This window comes from Streptomyces sp. NPDC002779 (assembly GCF_042888685.1).
In the GTDB taxonomy this organism is placed as follows: Bacteria; Actinomycetota; Actinomycetes; order Streptomycetales; family Streptomycetaceae; genus Streptomyces.
In genome coordinates this window covers 117,890-135,053 of record NZ_JBIAQC010000004.1, presented here as the reverse complement: position 1 = coordinate 135,053, position 17,164 = coordinate 117,890, and the positions used below count along the sequence as shown (strand labels likewise).

Annotated in this window: 20 protein-coding genes; 8 read left to right on the top strand and 12 right to left on the bottom strand. The window is 73.4% G+C overall.

Annotated elements, in window-relative coordinates; translation table 11 throughout:
- The first annotated feature begins 88 nt into the window (after positions 1 to 88).
- Positions 89 to 181, top strand: a complete 93-nt coding sequence (locus tag ACFYW5_RS13395) for a hypothetical protein (RefSeq protein ID WP_389417091.1) — start codon at positions 89 to 91, stop codon at positions 179 to 181.
- 209 nt (positions 182 to 390) lie between these two features.
- Here the strand turns inward: ACFYW5_RS13395 and ACFYW5_RS13390 are convergent, their stop codons facing one another.
- Both ACFYW5_RS13390 and ACFYW5_RS13385 read right to left on the bottom strand, forming a co-directional pair.
- On the bottom strand, positions 391 to 2,223 hold the full coding sequence (locus ACFYW5_RS13390; protein WP_389417090.1) for a ricin-type beta-trefoil lectin domain protein: 1,833 nt from the start codon (positions 2,221 to 2,223) through the stop codon (positions 391 to 393).
- A 224-nt stretch (positions 2,224 to 2,447) separates the two neighbouring features.
- Positions 2,448 to 3,416: an aldo/keto reductase gene (locus tag ACFYW5_RS13385; RefSeq protein WP_389417089.1), complete on the bottom strand. Its 969-nt coding sequence runs from the start codon at positions 3,414 to 3,416 to the stop codon at positions 2,448 to 2,450.
- 178 nt (positions 3,417 to 3,594) lie between these two features.
- Between ACFYW5_RS13385 and ACFYW5_RS13380 the strand changes: the two genes are divergently transcribed.
- Positions 3,595 to 4,449, top strand: a complete 855-nt coding sequence (locus ACFYW5_RS13380) for a hypothetical protein (protein ID WP_389417088.1) — start codon at positions 3,595 to 3,597, stop codon at positions 4,447 to 4,449.
- Between the two features lie 10 nt (positions 4,450 to 4,459).
- Here the strand turns inward: ACFYW5_RS13380 and ACFYW5_RS13375 are convergent, their stop codons facing one another.
- The 3 genes from ACFYW5_RS13375 to ACFYW5_RS13365 form a co-directional block, all read right to left on the bottom strand.
- Positions 4,460 to 5,377 carry an adenosine kinase gene (locus tag ACFYW5_RS13375; protein WP_389417087.1) on the bottom strand — a complete coding sequence of 306 codons (918 nt, stop codon included), beginning with the start codon at positions 5,375 to 5,377 and terminating at the stop codon, positions 4,460 to 4,462.
- Between the two features lie 100 nt (positions 5,378 to 5,477).
- Entirely contained in the window at positions 5,478 to 6,011 is a 534-nt protein-coding gene (locus ACFYW5_RS13370) for a flavoprotein (protein ID WP_389417086.1), read from the bottom strand.
- 9 nt (positions 6,012 to 6,020) lie between these two features.
- Positions 6,021 to 6,467, bottom strand: a complete 447-nt coding sequence (locus ACFYW5_RS13365) for a nuclear transport factor 2 family protein (RefSeq protein WP_389417085.1) — start codon at positions 6,465 to 6,467, stop codon at positions 6,021 to 6,023.
- A 105-nt stretch (positions 6,468 to 6,572) separates the two neighbouring features.
- Between ACFYW5_RS13365 and ACFYW5_RS13360 the strand changes: the two genes are divergently transcribed.
- Entirely contained in the window at positions 6,573 to 7,124 is a 552-nt protein-coding gene (locus tag ACFYW5_RS13360; RefSeq protein ID WP_389417084.1) for a TetR/AcrR family transcriptional regulator, read from the top strand.
- Between the two features lie 2 nt (positions 7,125 to 7,126).
- Here ACFYW5_RS13360 and ACFYW5_RS13355 read toward each other — a convergent pair whose 3' ends face one another.
- The gene (locus tag ACFYW5_RS13355) at positions 7,127 to 7,804 is read right to left on the bottom strand and encodes an FMN-dependent NADH-azoreductase (protein ID WP_389417083.1); all 678 of its coding nucleotides are present in this window, start codon (positions 7,802 to 7,804) and stop codon (positions 7,127 to 7,129) included.
- Positions 7,805 to 7,870: 66 nt separating this feature from the next.
- Between ACFYW5_RS13355 and ACFYW5_RS13350 the strand changes: the two genes are divergently transcribed.
- Positions 7,871 to 8,767, top strand: coding sequence for a sigma-70 family RNA polymerase sigma factor (locus tag ACFYW5_RS13350; protein WP_389417082.1), 897 nt, complete (start codon positions 7,871 to 7,873; stop codon positions 8,765 to 8,767).
- Here the strand turns inward: ACFYW5_RS13350 and ACFYW5_RS13345 are convergent.
- The gene (locus ACFYW5_RS13345) at positions 8,751 to 8,957 is read right to left on the bottom strand and encodes a ferredoxin (protein ID WP_389417081.1); all 207 of its coding nucleotides are present in this window, start codon (positions 8,955 to 8,957) and stop codon (positions 8,751 to 8,753) included. The two genes, ACFYW5_RS13350 and ACFYW5_RS13345, sit on opposite strands and share 17 nt — an antisense overlap.
- 136 nt (positions 8,958 to 9,093) lie before the next feature.
- A complete protein-coding gene (locus tag ACFYW5_RS13340) occupies positions 9,094 to 10,014 on the bottom strand; it encodes a cation diffusion facilitator family transporter (protein WP_389417080.1) in 921 nt (306 codons plus the stop codon).
- A gap of 172 nt (positions 10,015 to 10,186) precedes the next feature.
- On the opposite strand from ACFYW5_RS13340, the gene ACFYW5_RS13335 reads away from it, so the two are divergent.
- Positions 10,187 to 11,197, top strand: coding sequence for a glutathione S-transferase family protein (locus ACFYW5_RS13335; protein ID WP_389417079.1), 1,011 nt, complete (start codon positions 10,187 to 10,189; stop codon positions 11,195 to 11,197).
- Between the two features lie 9 nt (positions 11,198 to 11,206).
- Positions 11,207 to 11,521 (top strand): DUF4235 domain-containing protein, encoded by a 315-nt coding sequence (locus tag ACFYW5_RS13330; RefSeq protein ID WP_389417078.1) that lies wholly within the window; start codon positions 11,207 to 11,209, stop codon positions 11,519 to 11,521.
- Here the strand turns inward: ACFYW5_RS13330 and ACFYW5_RS13325 are convergent.
- The 3 genes from ACFYW5_RS13325 to ACFYW5_RS13315 form a co-directional block, all read right to left on the bottom strand.
- Positions 11,518 to 11,910 carry a VOC family protein gene (locus ACFYW5_RS13325; protein ID WP_389417077.1) on the bottom strand — a complete coding sequence of 131 codons (393 nt, stop codon included), beginning with the start codon at positions 11,908 to 11,910 and terminating at the stop codon, positions 11,518 to 11,520. The two genes, ACFYW5_RS13330 and ACFYW5_RS13325, sit on opposite strands and share 4 nt — an antisense overlap.
- 79 nt (positions 11,911 to 11,989) lie before the next feature.
- Positions 11,990 to 12,454 carry a pyridoxamine 5'-phosphate oxidase family protein gene (locus ACFYW5_RS13320; RefSeq protein ID WP_389417076.1) on the bottom strand — a complete coding sequence of 155 codons (465 nt, stop codon included), beginning with the start codon at positions 12,452 to 12,454 and terminating at the stop codon, positions 11,990 to 11,992.
- A 57-nt stretch (positions 12,455 to 12,511) separates the two neighbouring features.
- The gene (locus tag ACFYW5_RS13315; protein WP_389417075.1) at positions 12,512 to 13,225 is read right to left on the bottom strand and encodes a TetR/AcrR family transcriptional regulator; all 714 of its coding nucleotides are present in this window, start codon (positions 13,223 to 13,225) and stop codon (positions 12,512 to 12,514) included.
- Between the two features lie 155 nt (positions 13,226 to 13,380).
- On the opposite strand from ACFYW5_RS13315, the gene ACFYW5_RS13310 reads away from it, so the two are divergent.
- Entirely contained in the window at positions 13,381 to 15,012 is a 1,632-nt protein-coding gene (locus ACFYW5_RS13310; RefSeq protein WP_389417074.1) for an amidohydrolase, read from the top strand.
- A 99-nt stretch (positions 15,013 to 15,111) separates the two neighbouring features.
- On the opposite strand, the gene ACFYW5_RS13305 is transcribed toward ACFYW5_RS13310, so the two are convergent.
- Positions 15,112 to 16,083, bottom strand: a complete 972-nt coding sequence (locus tag ACFYW5_RS13305) for a GlxA family transcriptional regulator (protein WP_389417073.1) — start codon at positions 16,081 to 16,083, stop codon at positions 15,112 to 15,114.
- Positions 16,084 to 16,154: 71 nt separating this feature from the next.
- Here ACFYW5_RS13305 and ACFYW5_RS13300 point away from each other — a divergent pair, with 71 nt between their 5' ends.
- A complete protein-coding gene (locus ACFYW5_RS13300; RefSeq protein WP_389417072.1) occupies positions 16,155 to 17,105 on the top strand; it encodes an NADP-dependent oxidoreductase in 951 nt (316 codons plus the stop codon).
- Positions 17,106 to 17,164: the final 59 nt, after the last annotated feature.

Below are 17,164 nucleotides of genomic sequence, written 5' to 3'. Positions count from 1 at the left end.
TGCGCGCGAGGTCGGCCGCATGGACCCCTGAGCCGGCCAGCGGAACTTCCCGGTCGTCCTGACCAACACCTCCGCGCGCACCTGCACCGTGTACGGCCATCCGGGCGCCGCCTTCGTCGACGCGTCCGGTGAGCAGCTCGGCCTGACCCCGAGCGCGCTCCCGGTTCACCGGCGCGGGTGACGATGGCGCCCGGGGAGAGTGCCTCGGCGGGTCTGTCGTACTCCAGTCCGGAGGTCAGCGGGGCGCGCACCGCTCGTCCGGCGGCACTGCTGGTGCCCCCGCCGGACGCTCGGGGCCGATCGAGGTGCCGTGGCCGGGAACGCGTCGTCGGTGTCTTTGACGGTGCTCGCGCCGGGCTCGGGGCCCTGACGGCCCGGCCGTCCCGAGGGTCAGCGGCGTCCGCCGCCGTAACCGTGACCGCCCCGGCCGTCGTGGTCGTCGTCGCCCCGGCAGGCGTACGGGTCCGCGGTGCAGTCGTCCGTGGCGGAGGGTGTCGGGGTGGGCGAGGGAGCCGGGGATGCGGTTGCCTTCGGGGGCTTCGACGGGGTGGGGGACGGCTTCGGCGTGGGCGCCGCCGGGGTGGTGGGTTCGGCCCAGTTGACGGCCTTCAGCTGCAGCTCGGGCGTGGAGGTGTCGATCACCCAGCGCTGGGCCGGGTCGTCCGTGCGGGTCTTGAGGACCAGTGCGCCGGAGCCGTCGGTCGCGGCGGGTGTCAGCGCCAGCTCCTGGTCCCGGCGCGGGACGAGGGTGCCCTGGAGGGTGAAGTCGTAGCGGACCTCTTCGGTGTGCGTGCAGGGCGCGAGCCGTACCGAGTAGCCGAGGCGGGAGTCCAGGCACAGATCGGGCTCGGCGGCGCTGCGCAGCCGGCCGTCGGTCTCGTACACCCACTGCTGGCCGGCCTGCGCGGAGCACTCCGCGAGCCCGGTCTCGGCGCCCTTGAGGGCCGTGCCGCCGACGATGCCGACACAGAGCCCGGAGGCGAGGTTGCGCAGCCGCCCGGTCAGCGTGCCCTGCGCGGCCTCCTCGGCCCCGGCCCACGAGGGCCCGGTCGTCGGGGTCGGGCCCTTGGAGCCGGCGGGCTCGGAGCCGCGGCCGGTGGAGCCGGTGCCGTCCTTGGGGCCCAGGGCGGACCACAGCACCACGGGGACCACGACCAGCGCGCCCACGGCCGCCCCGGCGACGGTGAGATGGCGTCGGCGCACGGCACGGCGGGCGGCCTTGCGGGCCCGACGGCTGCACCCGGGCCGCGAGACCGCCGGGGAGGAATCGGGTGCGGACCCTGCGGGCGCCTCGGGTGCGGGTCCGGCAGGTGTCTCGGGTGCCGGTCCGGCGCCGAAGTCCTCGCCGAGGACGGTCGCCGCCTGAGCCACCGGCGCGCTCTCGTCGTCCGCGCTGCGCGCCCGGGACTCGACGTACTCCCGTGCTCCCCATCCGAGGACCGCCTCCGCCAGCGCCGGGCCGAGTCCGTGGGGGAAGCAGGCCAGCTGGCCGGCGGTGTCCCGGCAGTGCCTGCACCCGTCCAGGTGGGCACGGAGATCGGGGTCGACGTCGACACCGCCGCGACGGTAGGTGACGTCGAGCAGCCGGAGGTAGCGGCGGCAGTCCTGGTCGGGGGCGAGTTCGCGGTGGAGCTGGAGGCACTCCTCGCGCAACCGCTCGCGGGCGCGGCCGAGTTCGACGCGGGCGCCTTCCACGTCCAGGCCCAGCAGCCCCGCGGGTGTCTCCAGGGGCTCGGCCTCGACCTCGGTGTGCCACAGCAGGCAACGGGCCGACTGGGGCAGCCGCTGGAAGGCGCCGGACAGCAGACGGCGGTGGGCCGGCGGCAGCAGCCGGGCGGCGACGCGCTCGCCGCCGGGGGCATCGGAGCGCAGCTCGGGGTGGAGCAGTTCGCGCCGCTGGTCGGTGTCCCACTCCCCCGCCACCTGACGCACGGTGACCAGGAGATGAGGGCGCCAGGCGGAGGTCGGACCGGTCTGCCGCAGGGTCTGTCCGAAGAGCCGGGTGAACGCCGCGGTGGTGAGCATGCCGGCGGCGCGGGCCGTACTCGTGCACAGCCGCGCGTAGGCGAAGCCCGCCGCCCAGTGCCGGTCGAGGAGTTCACCCACGGGCTGGAGCGCGGGTGACGCGCCCGTCCACTTCTTGAGTTCGGCGCTCAGTTGCGCGTCGGTCAATTCGAGGAGGCGGGCGTTTCCTGGGGAATTCGGCAAGCCTGCGTCGTGCACGCGGCATTCCTCCGGAGGGCATGCGGCATCATGCGAGGTGAGGGGGCGGGGTTCACCTTTGCACAGGTCAGCGACAGGGAACAAGAGTTCCCGCGGTTTTGTGCATTGCGCGCGCTCCGCGGCAATCGAATACGCGTCAATAAAGGCGTTGAACACTCTGTTGCAGTGAAAAAGGAACGGCCCGTGCGGAACCGGAACCGGCGTCCCGCACGGACCGCACGGTGTCAGTGACCGACGATGTCCCGGGCCGTGTACGGCTGTTCCAGTTCCTCGATCTCCTTGTCGCTCAGCCTGAGTTCGACCGCGGCGACCGCGTCCTCGATGTGCCCGGGCCTGGCCGCGCCGATGATCGGGGCCGCCACCGTCTCCCGGTGCAGGAGCCAGGCGAGGGCCACCTGGGCCCGGGGGACGCCCCGGTCGTTCGCCACCCGGGTGACCGCCTCGACGATCGTGCGGTCGCTCTCCCGGTACAGGCGGCCACCGAAGTCGTCGGCCGCGCTGCGGTCGGTGACGGTGCCCCAGTCGCGGGTGAGGCGGCCGCGGGCCAGCGGGCTCCAGGGCAGGACACCCACGCCCTGGTCCGCGCAGAGCGGCAGCATCTCGCGCTCCTCCTCGCGGTAGAGGAGGTTGTAGTGGTTCTGCATGGAGATGAACCTGGTCCAGCCGTTGAGCTGCGCCGTGTACTGCATCTTGGAGAACTGCCAGGCGTACATCGAACTCGCGCCGATGTAGCGGACCTTGCCGGCCTTCACCAGGTCGTGCAGCGCCTCCATGGTCTCCTCGACCGGGGTGTGCGGGTCGAAGCGGTGGATCTGGTACAGGTCGACGTAGTCGGTGCCCAGGCGGCTGAGGCTGTGGTCGATCTCCGTCATGATCACCTTGCGGGACAGGCCCGCGCCGTTGGCGCCGGGCCGCATCCGGCCGTTCACCTTGGTGGCCAGCACATACTCGTCGCGCCGGGCGAAGTCGGCGAGCGCCCGGCCCACGATCTCCTCGCTGGTGCCGTCGGAGTAGACGTTCGCGGTGTCGAAGAAGTTGATGCCCGCCTCGAGCGCCTGCCGGATCAGCGGGCGGGACGCCTCCTCGTCGAGTGTCCACTCGTGCACGCCTCGGTCGGGCAGCCCGTAGGTCATGCAGCCCAGACAGATCCGCGACACGTCCAGGCCCGTCGAACCGAGCTTCACGTACTGCATCGTTGCTGCTCCTGCTTTCGGGGTCGGTATCAGGGGGAGCGTACGACGCGGACGGGCCGCGCATTGCTGCCCGCAGGTGACCGTGCGGCGTGGGAGCGGCTCGCGGGCCGGATCGCTCCCGCATTCTCGGCGCAGAGGACCGGCCACCGGCCGGTCACGGCCCTGCGGGAGGAATGCGGTGCGTCTTGACAGGCTGAGGACTCTGCTCGGAGCGGCCCTGGTGCTGCCGCTGGGGCTCGTGGCACCCGCGTGGGGCCTGCCGGACCCGCCCCCGGCGCCGGCCGTCACGGGCCCGGCCACGCTGTGCGCGCCCGCCGGGATGCTGCACGGCCCGGAGGGGCAGCGGGCCTCGGTGTCCCTGTGCCTGGGCAGCGGTACGCCGATGATGTCGGTCTCGGCGCCCGCGACCTGCCGGCGGGCCGGTTCGTCCGCGCGGTCGGCCTGTCTGACCTCGGGCTCCTGGACCGCCCGGCGGAAGGGCGCGACCGTCGCCTCCGGGACGCTGCCCGGGTCGCGGGAGTACCCCGGTCCCGGCACCTACGACATGGAGGCCGAGGTCCGGGTCCGTTCCGATCCCGCCGGTGTGGATCTGACCGGCACGGTCCGGGCCACCCTCACGCTCAGCGCGCCCAAGGCGGCGCCCACGCACCGCGTCGAGGTGGACCGGTCGACGCTGCGGCGCGGTGCGGCGACGACGCTGACGTACACCGTGCACCGGGACAGTGAACGGGGCGACGGCAGCGCGCGGTTCGGGCTGATCGGTGAGGAGGCCTCGGGGGTGGTCCTCACCACGAACGACGCCCGCTGCGTCAACCCGCTGGTCGGCCGGCACCCCTCGACGAGCCGCAACCGGTACGCCCTCGACTGCGCGCTGACCGACCTGCAGCCGGGCCACCCGGCCACCGTGGTCGTCCGGGTCGCCCTGCGGGACACCTGCTCCACGGTCGTCTCCAAGCTCGGCTACTGGATGCCGCAGGGGCAGGCCCTCTACACCGGCGGCATGCTGGCGGGGCCGACGGTCGACTGCGTCTGACCGTCCGGCGTCATACCGGGTCCGCGGCCAACTCCTCGACGCGGGCGAGGAGTTCGGCGCGGCCGATGGCGTCGGCGCGGGTGGCGGGCACGGTGCAGGCGTACGCCCCGGCGACGGCTCCGTACCGGGCGCACCGGACGGGGTCCTCGCCGTTCAGCCAGCCGAGCAGGAAGCCGGCGGCGAAGGCGTCGCCCGCGCCGTTGGAGTCGACGACCGGGGCAGGCGGGGGCACGGCGGGGATGTGGGTGAGGGTGCCGGCGCTCAGCAGGTGGGCGCCGTCGGCTCCGGCGGTGGCGACGACGACCCTGGCCCGGCCGCGGGCGGCGATGTCCCGCATCGCGCGCTCATGGTCCGGCAGGGCGGTGGTCGACAGGAAGACGACGTCGGCGGCGAGGGCGAAGGGCTCGTGATAGGGGTTGGCGCCGTCCCAGTTGTGCAGGTCGGTGGAGAGGGTCAGGCCCGACTCCCGCAGCAGGGACAGGGCGTGGGCGCACGGGTGGGTGATGACGACGTGCGCGTGACGGGCGGCGGCCGCCAAGGAGCGCACGGTCTCCGCCGGGAAGCGGTCGGCGTCCCGGGAGCGGGTGTCGTCGTACAGGGACAGCCGGCGGCCGTCGGGGTCGACCAGGTTGACCGCGCGCTTGGTGCCCGCGGGCTGCGGTACGGCGGTCAGCGGGATGCCGTGGTCGCGGTGGAGGGCACGGACCAGGTCACCCTCCGGGTCCTCGCCGAGCATGTCGAGGTGGTGGGTGCGCAGGCCCAGGGCGGTCAGGCCGAGCGCGACGAAGTCCCCGCTCTGTCCCGCGCGGCTGGTGATGCCGGGCCGGATCATGTAGCTGTCGGCGTAGGGCAGGGGCAGTTCGGGGACGTGGACGATCGTGTCCACGCCCGCGCCGCCCAGGACCAGGACGTCGGTCTCGGTGCTCATGGCGTTGCGTCGTTCCTCTCGGCTCGGAGAGGCGAGTCAAACAGCCCGGCACCCGGGACTGCAATAACTTGCTGCAAATTTCGGCAACTTGCTTGCCGTGCTACACCTGGTCCAGCAGGTCCAGGGCGCGCTCCCACCCGAACTCCGGCCGGCTGCCGTCCGGTCGGGGGTCGCCGGTGTACGGCTCGCCGAAGCGGACGCCCATCCCGCGCAGCCGGTCCAGGCTCTCCTGGTACGCGGGATGGGCGGCGAGCGCGTCGGCCACACAGGGCAGGGCGGCGACCGGGACGCCCAGGCCGGGGGCCTCGCACAGGGTGGCCACGGCGAGCGTGTCGGCCAGGCCCCGCGCCCACTTGTTGACGGTGTTGAAGGTGGCGGGCGCGACCACGATCGCGTCCGGTGGCGGGAAGGGGCGCGGATCGCCGGGAGTGCGCCAGGCGGAGCGGATCGGGCGGCCGGTGAGCGTCTCCACGGCGGCCGTGTCGAAGAAGCCGTTCATGGCCACGGGCGTCGCGATGACCCCGACCTCCCAGTCCCGCTGCCGTGCGGCGAGGACGAGTTCACCGACGCCGGCGGCGATTCCGGCGGCACAGACGACGACGTAGAGGAAGGGTGTCCCGGCCTGTTCGGTCATCCCGGAACCCTACTGAACGGGCAGCGGCTCCTCGCGGCGCGGGCCGGGGATCCGGCGCTCGTGCTCCTCGATGCGCAGGTCGTTGATGCTGGCCTCCCGCCGGGTCATCAGACCGTGCGCGTCGAACTCCCAGAGCTCGTTGCCGTACGACCGCCACCACTGGCCGTCGGCGTCCTGGCACTCGTACTGGAAGCGGACCGCGATGCGGTTGCCGTCGAAGGCCCACAGGTCCTTGCGCAGGGCGTACGCGTGTTCCCGGGCCCACTTCGCGGTGAGGAACTCGACGATCTGCGCCCGGCCGGTGAGGAAGGTGTCGCGGTTGCGCCAGACGGAGTCCTCGGAGTAGGCGAGCGCCACCTGGTGCGGGTCGCGGGTGTTCCAGGCGTCCTCGGCGGCGCGCACCTTCCGCGCGGCGCTCTCGCGGGTGAACGGGGGCAGGGGCGGGCGGTCGGGCACGGGGCCTCCTGACTACGGGAGAACGAGCGTTCTCCGCTACGCTCGGCACGGTAGGAGAACGCACGTTCTCGCGTCAAGGAGCCGTCGGACGGGGAGTGGCCGGACATGGACAGCACGACCGCCCGGGAGCGGGCCCTGGACGCCGCGGAGGAGCTGTTCTACCGCCGGGGCATCCAGTCGGTCGGCATGGACGAGCTGCGCGGCGCCTCGGGCGTCTCCCTCAAGCGGCTCTACCAGCTCTTCCCCGCCAAGGAGCAGCTGGTCGAGGCCTACCTGGAGCGCCGCGACGGACGCTGGCGCGGCCGTCTCGCCGCCTGGGTGGAACGCGAGCCGGATCCCGCCCGGCGGGTCCTCGCCGTCTTCGACTGGCTGGCACGGTGGTTCGCCGAGGACGGCTTCCGCGGCTGCGCCTGGATCAACGCCTACGGCGAACTCGGCGCCGGCTCGCACCGGGTGGCGGAGCAGGTCCGGGCGCACAAGCGGGCGTTCCGCGACTACCTGGGCGCCCTCGTGGCCGACGCGGGCCTGCCGGACGAGCTGACGGGGCCGCTGTTCCTGCTGGCCGAGGGCGCCATGGTGACGGCGGGCATCACGGGCGGCGCACAGCCCGCGGCCGAGGCCCGCGAGGCGGCGTGGCGGCTGCTGGAGTCCCGCTGAGGTCAGGCGGCGGCGAGCGCCGTCACCGCATCACGGGCCCGGGCCAGGGAGTCCTGCACGAGGGGTGCGAACGGGGCCAGGTGCGGCAGCAGCCCGGCCAGGGTCAGCTCGGCGGCGACGAGGTGGAGGTTCTCCGGTCGTACGCCGAGATGGCCGAAGTAGGCCCGCAGGTACGGCGTCTGGAAGTCGTCGTGCTCGCGCGGGGTGCCCGGGCCGTAGCCCCCGCCGCGGGCCATGACCACCACCACCCGCAGCTCCCGCAGCAGGCTCTCGCCGGTGTCGGGCTCGGTGAAGGCGCCGGGGAAGGTGACGCGGTCGATCCACGCCTTCAGCGAGGCGGGCACCGAGAAGTTGTACATCGGCACGCCGAGCAGCAGGGTGTCCGCGGCGCGCACCTCCTCGATCAGGGGGCGGGTCAGCGCCCACGCGTGTTCCTCGGCGGGGTTCTCGACGAGCGCGGGAACCTTCTCCGGCGCGACCAATCCCGCCAGTTCCACGCGTCGGCCGAGGGTGGCCTGGGCCGCGGTGAGCGGGGGCACCGGGTCGGCGCACAGGTCGCGGTGACGGTGGTGCCCGGTGCGGTGGGCAGTGCGCCAGGTCGTCGCGAACAGTGCGGTCAGCCGCCTGGTCACCGAGTCGTCGGCGGTGTCGGCACTGGAGTCGATGTGCAGCAGGTTCATGTCGGTCACCTCTGTGGGCTGGGATGCGTCACAGGGGTGACGGCACACGACGAGGAAAGGTGACCCATGGCCGGGGACGAGACGCTGGCGCGGCGCTTCGAGGCGGAGCGCGGGCGGCTGCGGGCCATCGCGCACCGGATGCTCGGCTCGCCCGACGAGGCGGACGACGCCGTGCAGGAGGCCTGGCTGCGGCTGTTCCGCACCGGCGGCGACGGCATCGACAATCTCCCGGCCTGGCTGACCACGGTCGTCTCCCGGATCTGCCTCGACATGCTGCGGGCGCCCTCGGCCCGGCGGGAGGAGCCGTACGGGCAGCAGCCGCCGGAGCGGAACCGCGCCGCGGACGGCCCCGAGGACACGGCGCTGCTCGGCGACTCGGTGGGGCTCGCCCTGCTGGTGGTCCTGGACCGGCTGGGCCCGGCCGAGCGGGTCGCCTTCGTGCTGCACGACCTCTTCGGCGTGCCCTTCGACCGGATCGCCCCCGTCGTCGGCCGGTCCAGACCCGCCGCGAAGAAGCTGGCCAGCCGGGCCCGGCACAAGGTGCGCGGCACACCGGCGGTGTCCGGCGCCGAACTCGACCGGCACCGACGGGTCGTCGAGGCGTTCCTGGCCGCCGCACGGGGCGGGGACATGGATGCGCTGCTCGATGTGCTGGCCCCCGACGTGGTGCGTCGCGCCGACCCCGCGGCCCTGCCGCCCGGGGCGGCACCCGAGCTGCGCGGCGCCCGGGCCGTGGCGGAGGGGACCGTACTGCTGCGGGAGCGCTCCCGGTACGCGGCGGTGGCCCTCGTCGACGGGCGGGCCGGGATCGTCGTCGCCCCGCAGGGACGGCTGCTGCTGGCCCTGCGGGTCACCGTCGAGGACGAGCGGATCGGCTCCTACGAGGTGATCGCCGGCCCGGACCGGCTCAGCCGGGTGGAGGTGGGTGTGCTCGGTCCGCCGCGGCTCAGCCGGACACGGTGATCGCGCCGACCGGGCAGGCGCGGGCCGCCTCGCGGAGCATCGGGTCGCGGAGCACCGGGTCGCCCGAGCCGGTCTCGTGGCCGGGGAGCAGGAGGCTGAAGCCGTCGTCGTCCTGGGTGAAGACGCCGGGCGCGGCCAGGGCGCACTGGCCGGCGCCGATGCAGACGTCCTTGTCGATGTCGATGTGCATGCCCGTCAGCCTTGTACAGGTCGGGGGTTCCGGCATCTCCAGGGCGGCTATCGGGCGGCTGACGGGTGGTTGACGGGCCTCGCGGGAGATTTTTCCTCCGGGGCGCATGAACCCCCGTCCGCCGGGCACCCGAGCGTCAGGCCCCGCCGCGCTCCCCCGTCGCGGCGGGGCTTTGCCGTGCCTCCTGGGCGGCCCGGTCGGTGATGTCCAGGAAGATCTGCTCCGCCTCCGGCACGGCCTCGCCGACGGCCCGCTTGATCCGTACGGCGACCTGTTCCACTTCTTCGCTGTCCAGGCCCGGCACCAGGTCGACCCGCGCGGCGACCAGCGCGCTCTCCAGACCCGTCTTCATGGTGAACAGCGCCTCCACGCTGTCGATCTCGGGCTGTTCGCACAGCAGCGCCCGGATCCGCTCGGCCGCCTCGGGGTCGGCCGCCTCGCCGATCAGCTGGTCGCGTGCCTCGCGGCCCAGCCGGTAGGCGACGTAGACCAGCAGGGCGCCGATGGCGAGGGAGGCGGCCGCCTCGTAGACGACCTGGCCGGTGACCATGTGCAGGGCCATGCCCGTCAGGGCGAGGGTCACGCCGAGCACCGCGGTGCCGTCCTCGGCGACGACCGTGCGCAGCGCCGGGTCGCGCAGCCCGCCGTCGAGGCCGCCCTGCCGGTGCGCCTGGTACAGCGCCCGGGCCAGCGAGGCACCCTCGGCGAGCAGGGCGAGGGCCAGCACGATCAGGCCGGCCACATAGCCCTCCAGCTTCTCCTCGGTGCCGCTCCGGAGGGCCTCGACGCCCTGGTAGAAGGAGAAGCAGCCGCCCATGACGAAGATCCCGACGGCGGCGAGCAGCGACCAGAAGAAGCGTTCCTTGCCGTAGCCGAAGGGGTGCCGGCGGTCCGCGGGACGGCGGCTGCGGCGCAGCGCGGCCAGGAGGAAGACCTCGTTCACGCTGTCGGCCACCGAGTGCGCCGCCTCCGACAGCAGCGCCGGTGACTGCGCGGCCAGCCCGCCCAGCGCCTTGGCCACCGCGATGACGAGATTGGCCGCGAGCGCCACCAGCACCGTGACCCGCGTCCTGTGGTCCGCATCCGTAGTCCTGCGGTCCGCTTCTGTAGTCGTGCCACTCATGCTTCGGCGGATGCCCGGGACCGGGCCGGTCACACGGTGCCGTCCGGTGAAATCGGGGGACCCGGTGGAGGACTTGGTGGAGGTCCGACAGGAGAGGAGGGGCGCGATGCCCGACGACGGCAACGCCGCCTACGGCCACAAGTCGTTCACCCGGTCCGCGAGCCATTTCGCCGACCGGGTCACCGCCGACGGCCGGGACGGCTGGCCGGTGGAGGCGGGCCGCTACCGACTGGTCGTCAGCCGTGCCTGCCCGTGGGCTGGCCGGGCGGTGATCTCCCGGCGCCTGCTGGGCCTGGAGGACGTCCTGTCGATGGCCGTCACCGACCCGATCCAGGACGACCGCAGCTGGCGCTTCACCCTCGACCCGGACGACCGCGATCCCGTCCTCGGCATCCGCTTCCTCGCGGAGGCCTACGACGCGCGCGAGAAGGACGCTCCCGGCGGGGTGAGCGTGCCCGCGCTCGTGGACGTGCCGAGCGGGCAGCTGGTCACCAACGACTACCAGCGCATCACCCTGGACCTCGCCACCGAGTGGACGGCCCTGCACCGGGACGGGGCGCCGGACCTGTACCCGCGCGAGGCGCGGGACGAGATCGACACGGTCATGGCGGAGATCTACCGGGACGTCAACAACGGCGTGTACGCGGCCGGGTTCGCCACGGACCAGAAGGAGTACGAGGCGGCCTGCGCGGGGGTGTTCCGGCGGCTGGAGCTGTTGTCCCGGCGGCTGGAGGGGCAGCGGTACCTGGTCGGCGACACGATCACCGAGGCGGACATCCGGCTGTTCACCACGCTGGTGCGTTTCGACGCGGTCTATCACGGTCACTTCAAGTGCAACCTGTGGAAGCTGGCGGAGAACCCGGTGCTGTGGGCGTACGCCCGCGATCTCTACCAGACGCCCGGGTTCGGTGACACCGTCGACTTCGATCACATCAAACGGCACTACCACCAGGTGCACACCGGCATCAATCCGACCGGCATCGTGCCGCTCGGCCCGGACCTGTCCGGCTGGCACGCCCCGCACGGCCGGGAGAGGCTGGGCGGCCGGCCCTTCGGCACCGGCACCCCGCCCGGGCCGGTGCCCGCGGCCGAGCAGGTTCCGGACCTGACCCTTTAGGAGACACACGTGGCCAAGAAGAAGGCACAGAAGCTGAATCTTCCGCTCGCCTACAAGCCCTTCGGATTCGCGATCGGCTGGGCGGGCGGCGCGCTCGCGGGCCTCGCCTTCCAGAAGACGTGGAAGGCGATCCGGGACGAGGACGACGCCCCCGACGCCCTGGACCGGGAGCGCGGCTGGGGCGAGATCCTGCTCGCCTCCGCGCTTCAGGGCGCCATCTTCGCGGTGGTGCGCAGCGCCCTGAACCGCACGGGCGCCAAGGCCGTCGAACGGACCACTGGAGTGTGGCCGTCCGACGTCAACAAGGACGGCAACAACCCCTAGCCCTGTTTCGGCGCCGTCGGCGTCACCAGGCGCAGGGTGAAGGAGTGGCCGGCGGGGTCGGCGTATCCGCGTTCCTCGAAGGGGCCCGAGGCGTCCTTGGTCTCCAGCGGACGGCCGCCCAGGCCGATCACCCTGCGCTCGGCCTCGTCCAGGTCCTCCACCACGAAGTCCAGATGCGTCTGGAGGGAGTTCTCCGGGCGGGGCCAGCTCGGCGGCGTCGCGTTCACGTCGCGTCGGAAGGCCAGCCGGGTACCCTCGGCGCCCCTGATCTCCACCCGGTTGGCGTTCGCCTCGGTCTGCTCGGCCTCCAGCAGCTCCTTGTAGAACACCGCGAGCTTCTCGGGCTCGGCGCAGTCGAGCACCAAGACCCCCGCTTTCACCAGCGTCATGTCTCCTCCGTACGGTCGCGGGCGCGGAGCCGAACTGCCCCGCCGCCCTTACCCGTTCGGATATCCCCGCCCGCGGAAATCAGTCCGCGACCAGCCACACCCCGTCGCGCATCAGCTCCCGCCCGGCGAGCTCGTTCGCCTCGCGCCAGGCCTGCACGCGCTGCGGCCGCACCCGGAAGTACAGGTACTCCGCGGTGAGTTCGCGCGGGTCGAAGCCGGTCCGGGCGGCGAACCGGTCCCCCTCACCCGCCCGGAGTCCGTCGGCCGTGAGCGCGTCGACAGTGCCGTCGATCATCACCACGTCCCGGGTCGGCCCGAGGCCGATCCGCACGGTGCCGGTGGCCTTGAGGTTCCGGCCGGTGGGGCTGGCGGCGGGCGTCGCGAGGAGCAGCGTCTCGCCGTCCCAGAGGAAGGACAGGGGCACGAGGTACGGCGCTCCTCCGCCGGTGCCGGCGGTGGCGACCCACAGATCCTCGTCGTGCTCCAGGCGGCGCAGGGTGTCGAGCTTGCGCTGCTTCGCGGGACGTGCGGGCGGCGGGGTCATCGGGGACAGCCTCCTGGCGGGACGTCGGTCGGTGCGGACCAGTGTGACAGCGGGTGATCACGTACGTCCCCGGGTTTCCGCGAGCCGGGCCGCCGCCGCGCCGAGCAGCAGGTCCAGCGCGGCCGGATAGGAGCTGCGGCGCATGTCGGCGACGAGATGGCGGGCGGTCGCGGCGATGTGCGGGTGGGTGTCGGCGGGCAGCCGGGCGTACGTGGCCTCCCAGACGGCGCTCTCGGCGTCCCGGGCGGCCTTCGGCAGGGCGGTGCTCGCCGAGTCCAGGGCGCCGAAGGCGAGGGCCTGGTCGACGAAGGCGTGGTAGACGCGCACCGCGTCGGGGTCGGGGAAGCCGGCTCCGCGCAGCACGCCGAGGATCGTCTCCACGGCCCGGATCTCGTGCACCCGCCCGGTCACCCGGTAGGCGCTGAGCACCGCGGCCCGGGGGTGGGCGAGCGCCCCCGCGTGCATGCGCAGGCCCAGGTCGCGCAGGTCGGCGCGCCAGTCGCCGGTCGGCCGCCAGGTCCGCAGGGTGCGGCCGATCAACTCGTCGGCGATGGCGAGCATCAGGTCGTCGGTGTGCCGGAAGTAGCGGTACAGGGAGCTGGGGTCGGCGCCCAGGGCACGGCCGAGCCGGCGTACGGACAGCGCGTCGGCGCCGTGCTCCTCGATCAGCCGGAGCGCGGTGGCGACGATCAGCTCCTCGGACAGCACGACGCCCTGTTTGGTGGGGCGCCGACGCCGACGGCCGCCGGCCGGGACGACGCGGTCGCTCATGGGTGCCTCCTGGGGACCGGGGGGCCGGATGCCCTGTGGCCTGGTGGGCGCACCTTATGACAACACTGTTGACTTGTGCAGCGGGCGGCCAGTTTCATGTGCGGTCACCGGGCCTGAGGCGGCGCTGTCACCCTCCTAGTTGCAAGGAACCCCGTATGCACGCAGATCTGCTCTTCACCGGCGGCCCTGTCCTCACCCCCGAGGGCCGCACCGCCACCGCCGTGGCCGTCACCGGCGACCGCGTCACCGCCGTAGGAGGGGACGAGGTCCTGGAACTCGCCGGGCCGCGCACCGAGGTGGTGGAGCTGGCCGGACGGCTGCTGCTGCCCGGCTTCCAGGACGCGCACGTCCATCCGGTGCCGGCCGGGCTCGAACTGACTCAGTGCGATCTGACCCGGGCGAAGACCGCGGCCGAGTCGGTCGCCGCCGTGCGCGCGTACGCCGAGGCGCACCCCGAGCGGGAGTGGATCACCGGGGGCGGCTGGTCCATGGAGGCGTTCGAGGGCGGTACGCCGGCCAAGGAGCTGCTGGACGCGGTGGTGCCCGACCGGCCGGTGTATCTGCCCAACCGCGACCACCACGGCGCGTGGGTCAACAGCCGCGCCCTGGAACTGGCCGGGGTCACCCGTGACACGCCCGACCCGGCCGACGGGCGGATCGAGCGGGACGCCTCCGGCGAGCCGAGCGGGACCTTGCAGGAGGGGGCGATGCATCTGGTCGGCCGGCTCACCCCGCCCGCCACGCCCGGGGACCGGCTCGCCGCGCTGCTGCACGCCCAGCGCCATCTGCACTCCCTCGGCATCACCGCCTGGCAGGACGCGCTCGTCGGGGACTTCCCCGGCATGGACGACCCGGCCGGGGCGTATCTGGCGGCCGCCCGCGACGGCTCACTGACCGCGCGCGTCGTCGGTGCCCTGTGGTGGGACCGCGGACGCGGCGCCGAGCAGATCCCCGAACTCGTCGAGCGCCGACGGGCCTTGAGCGACGGCCGATTCCGGGCCGGCACCGTGAAGCTGATGTTGGACGGGGTCGCCGAGAACGGCACCGCGGCCCTGCTCGACCCCTACCTGGACCGGTGCGGCTGCGCCACCGCCAACCGGGGCACCAGCTTCATCGACCCCGGCCGACTCCCGGCGTACGTGACCGAGTTGGACGCGCTCGACTTCCAGTGCCATTTCCACGCGCTGGGCGACCGGGCGGTACGCGACGCCCTGGACGCGATCGAGGCGGCCCGCGGGGCGAACGGGCCGAGCGACACACGGCCGCACCTGGCCCATCTCCAGGTCGTGCACCCCGATGACGTACCGCGGTTCGCGGCGCTCGGGGCCACGGCGAACATCCAGCCGCTGTGGGCGGCGCACGAACCGCAGATGGACGAGCTGACCATTCCCTTCCTCGGGCCCGAACGGGCCGGATGGCAGTACCCGTTCGGCGCGCTGCTGCGCTCCGGTGCCCGGCTCGCGGCGGGCAGCGACTGGCCGGTCAGCAGCCCCGACCCGCTGGAGGGCATCCATGTGGCGGTGAACCGGGTGGCGCCCGGCGGCACCGGGCCGGTGTTCCTGCCCGCCGAACGCATCGCGCTCGCCGAGGCGTTGGCCGCCTACACGGCCGGATCGGCGTACGTGAACCATCTCGACGACACCGGTGCGGTGCGGCCGGGGGCGCTGGCGGATCTCGTGGTCCTGGACCGCGACCCGTTCGCCGGGCCGCCGGAGGAGATCGCGCAGGCCCGGGTGGCACGGACCTATGTGGGGGGCGCGCGGGTCTACGCAGCTCAAGGGGAGTAAGCAGGAACCGGCTCGAGTGCAGCACCCTGCCGCCCTCGCGGCAGCCGGTGCGAGGCACATTCGGCTGCTCGGTCTCGAAGCACGCCGCACCGGGAACGTTCAGGCGCGGCGCGATTCCTGGAACGTGCGCCGGTACGCCTGGGGTGAGACGCCGATCGCCGCGTGCAGATGCTGGCGCAGGGAGGCGCCCGTGGCGAAGCCGACCTCGCCGGCGATGTGGTCCACCGGCAGGTCGCTGGCCTCCAGCAGATGACGGGCCCGGACGATCCGCTGCTGGATCAGCCAGCGGCCGGGGCTGAGACCCACTTCGTCGCTGAAGCGACGGGCGAAGGTGCGCCGGCTCATCCGGGCGTGGGCGGCGAGGTCGGCCAGCGTCAGCGGCTCGCCGAGCCGCTCCAGGGCCCAGGCCCGGGTGGCCGCGGTGCCGGCGGCGCCCTGGTCGGGGACCGGCTGCTCGATGTACTGGGCCTGGCCGCCGTCCCGGAAGGGCGGCACGACACAGCGGCGGGCGACACGGTTGGCCAGCTCGCTGCCGTGGTCCTTGCGGACCAGATGCAGACAGATGTCGACACCGGAGGCGGCACCGGCCGAGGTGAGCATGCGGCCGTCGTCGACGAACAGCACATCGGGGTCGACGTCGACCCGCGGGAATCTGCGGCGGAACCAGTCGGTCACCTGCCAGTGGGTGGTGGCCCTGCGGCCGTCGAGCAGTCCGGCCGCGGCGAGCACGAAGGCGCCGGTGCAGATGGAGACCACGCGCGCCTCGGGGCGGATCAGCGCCAGGGCGACGCCGATCTCGTCCGGGAGCTCGTCGGGGATGTGCGCCGGTTCGATCGCGGTGATCACCACGGTGTCGGCGGTGGCCAGGATCTCCGGACCGTGGGCGACGCCGATGGTGAAGTCGGCGCTGGTGCGCACCGGCTGTCCGTCGACGCTGCACGTCAGCACCTCGTACCGGCCCTCCGCGGCGCCCAGGATCCGGGCCGGGATGCCCAGCTCGAAGGGGTAGGCACCCTCCAGCGCCAGGACGACGACCCGCTCCACTCCCCGCTCCGCATGTTCTCGCTGCATGGCACGATCCTATCGAACGGTGGCAATCTTGCCATTGTCCGGATGGGCGGCACCCGCCAGGCTGGATGACCATGAACACTGTGAACACCATGCGCGCCATCGGTCAGGACGTCCTCGGCGGTCCCGAGGTCCTCAAGGAAGTCGAGCTGCAGCGGCCGTCGCCACGCCCCAACGAGATCCTGGTCCGGATGCGGGCGGCCGGGATCAACCCCACCGACTGGAAGCACCGCGCCCACGGCGGCTTCCTGGGCCGGCCGCCCTTCGTCCTCGGCTGGGACGTCTCCGGAGTGGTCGAGGAGGTCGGCATCGGCGTCGCCCGCTTCCAGCCCGGCGACGAGGTCTTCGGCATGCTGCCGTACCCCTTCGGCCATGGCTCGCACGCCGAGTTCGTGACCGGTCCGGCCCGCGCCTTCGCCCTGAAGCCCGCCGTGATCGACCACGTCCAGGCGGGCGCGCTGCCGCTGGTCTCGCTGACCGCGTGGCAGGCGCTGGCCGAGACGGCCGACCTGCAGGCCGGGCAGCGGGTGCTGATCCACGCGGCGGCCGGCGGGGTGGGGCACGTGGCCGTGCAGATCGCCAAGGCGCGCGGCGCCTACGTCATCGGCACGGCGAGCGAGGGCAAGCACGACTTCCTGCGCGAGCTCGGCGCGGACGAGCTGATCGACTACCGGTCGACGGACTTCGCCGAGGCCGTGCGGGACGTCGATGTCGTCCTGGACACCATCGGTGACGACTACAGCCTGCGCTCGCTGCGGGTGCTGCGCCCCGGCGGGCTGCTGGTGTCGATCCTGCCGGTCGGCTCGGACGAGCTGTACCAGGAGGCCGAGCGGCTGGGCGTGCGTGCCCTGCGGATGCTCGTCGACGCCTCGCACTCCGGGATGAGGGCCGTCGCGGACCTGGTCGAGCGGGGCGCCCTGCGGGCCACGATCGCCGGTACCTTCCCGCTGGCCGACGCCGCCGAGGCGCACCGGCTCGGCGACACGGGCCGGACCACCGGAAAGCTGGTCCTGCTCGGCGAGTGACCGGGCCCGGACCAGCGGCGCCGGCTCGACCGGCGCCGCCCGCGCGCTCGTCTCCCGCA

Bases quoted from the DNA above. Each gene is read 5' to 3' on its own strand.
- ACFYW5_RS13315 (WP_389417075.1), bottom strand. From the start codon at position 13,225: ATGAGCGACCGCGTCGTCCCGGCCGGCGGCCGTCGGCGTCGGCGCCCC.
- ACFYW5_RS13375 (WP_389417087.1), bottom strand. From the start codon at position 5,377: ATGAGCACCGAGACCGACGTCCTGGTCCTGGGCGGCGCGGGCGTGGAC.
- ACFYW5_RS13335 (WP_389417079.1), top strand. From the start codon at position 10,187: ATGCCCGACGACGGCAACGCCGCCTACGGCCACAAGTCGTTCACCCGG.
- ACFYW5_RS13360 (WP_389417084.1), top strand. From the start codon at position 6,573: ATGGACAGCACGACCGCCCGGGAGCGGGCCCTGGACGCCGCGGAGGAG.
- ACFYW5_RS13310 (WP_389417074.1), top strand. From the start codon at position 13,381: ATGCACGCAGATCTGCTCTTCACCGGCGGCCCTGTCCTCACCCCCGAG.
- ACFYW5_RS13350 (WP_389417082.1), top strand. From the start codon at position 7,871: ATGGCCGGGGACGAGACGCTGGCGCGGCGCTTCGAGGCGGAGCGCGGG.
- ACFYW5_RS13305 (WP_389417073.1), bottom strand. From the start codon at position 16,083: ATGCAGCGAGAACATGCGGAGCGGGGAGTGGAGCGGGTCGTCGTCCTG.
- ACFYW5_RS13385 (WP_389417089.1), bottom strand. From the start codon at position 3,416: ATGCAGTACGTGAAGCTCGGTTCGACGGGCCTGGACGTGTCGCGGATC.
- ACFYW5_RS13370 (WP_389417086.1), bottom strand. From the start codon at position 6,011: ATGACCGAACAGGCCGGGACACCCTTCCTCTACGTCGTCGTCTGTGCC.
- ACFYW5_RS13320 (WP_389417076.1), bottom strand. From the start codon at position 12,454: ATGACCCCGCCGCCCGCACGTCCCGCGAAGCAGCGCAAGCTCGACACC.
- ACFYW5_RS13300 (WP_389417072.1), top strand. From the start codon at position 16,155: ATGAACACTGTGAACACCATGCGCGCCATCGGTCAGGACGTCCTCGGC.
- ACFYW5_RS13355 (WP_389417083.1), bottom strand. From the start codon at position 7,804: ATGAACCTGCTGCACATCGACTCCAGTGCCGACACCGCCGACGACTCG.
- ACFYW5_RS13345 (WP_389417081.1), bottom strand. From the start codon at position 8,957: ATGCACATCGACATCGACAAGGACGTCTGCATCGGCGCCGGCCAGTGC.
- ACFYW5_RS13325 (WP_389417077.1), bottom strand. From the start codon at position 11,910: ATGACGCTGGTGAAAGCGGGGGTCTTGGTGCTCGACTGCGCCGAGCCC.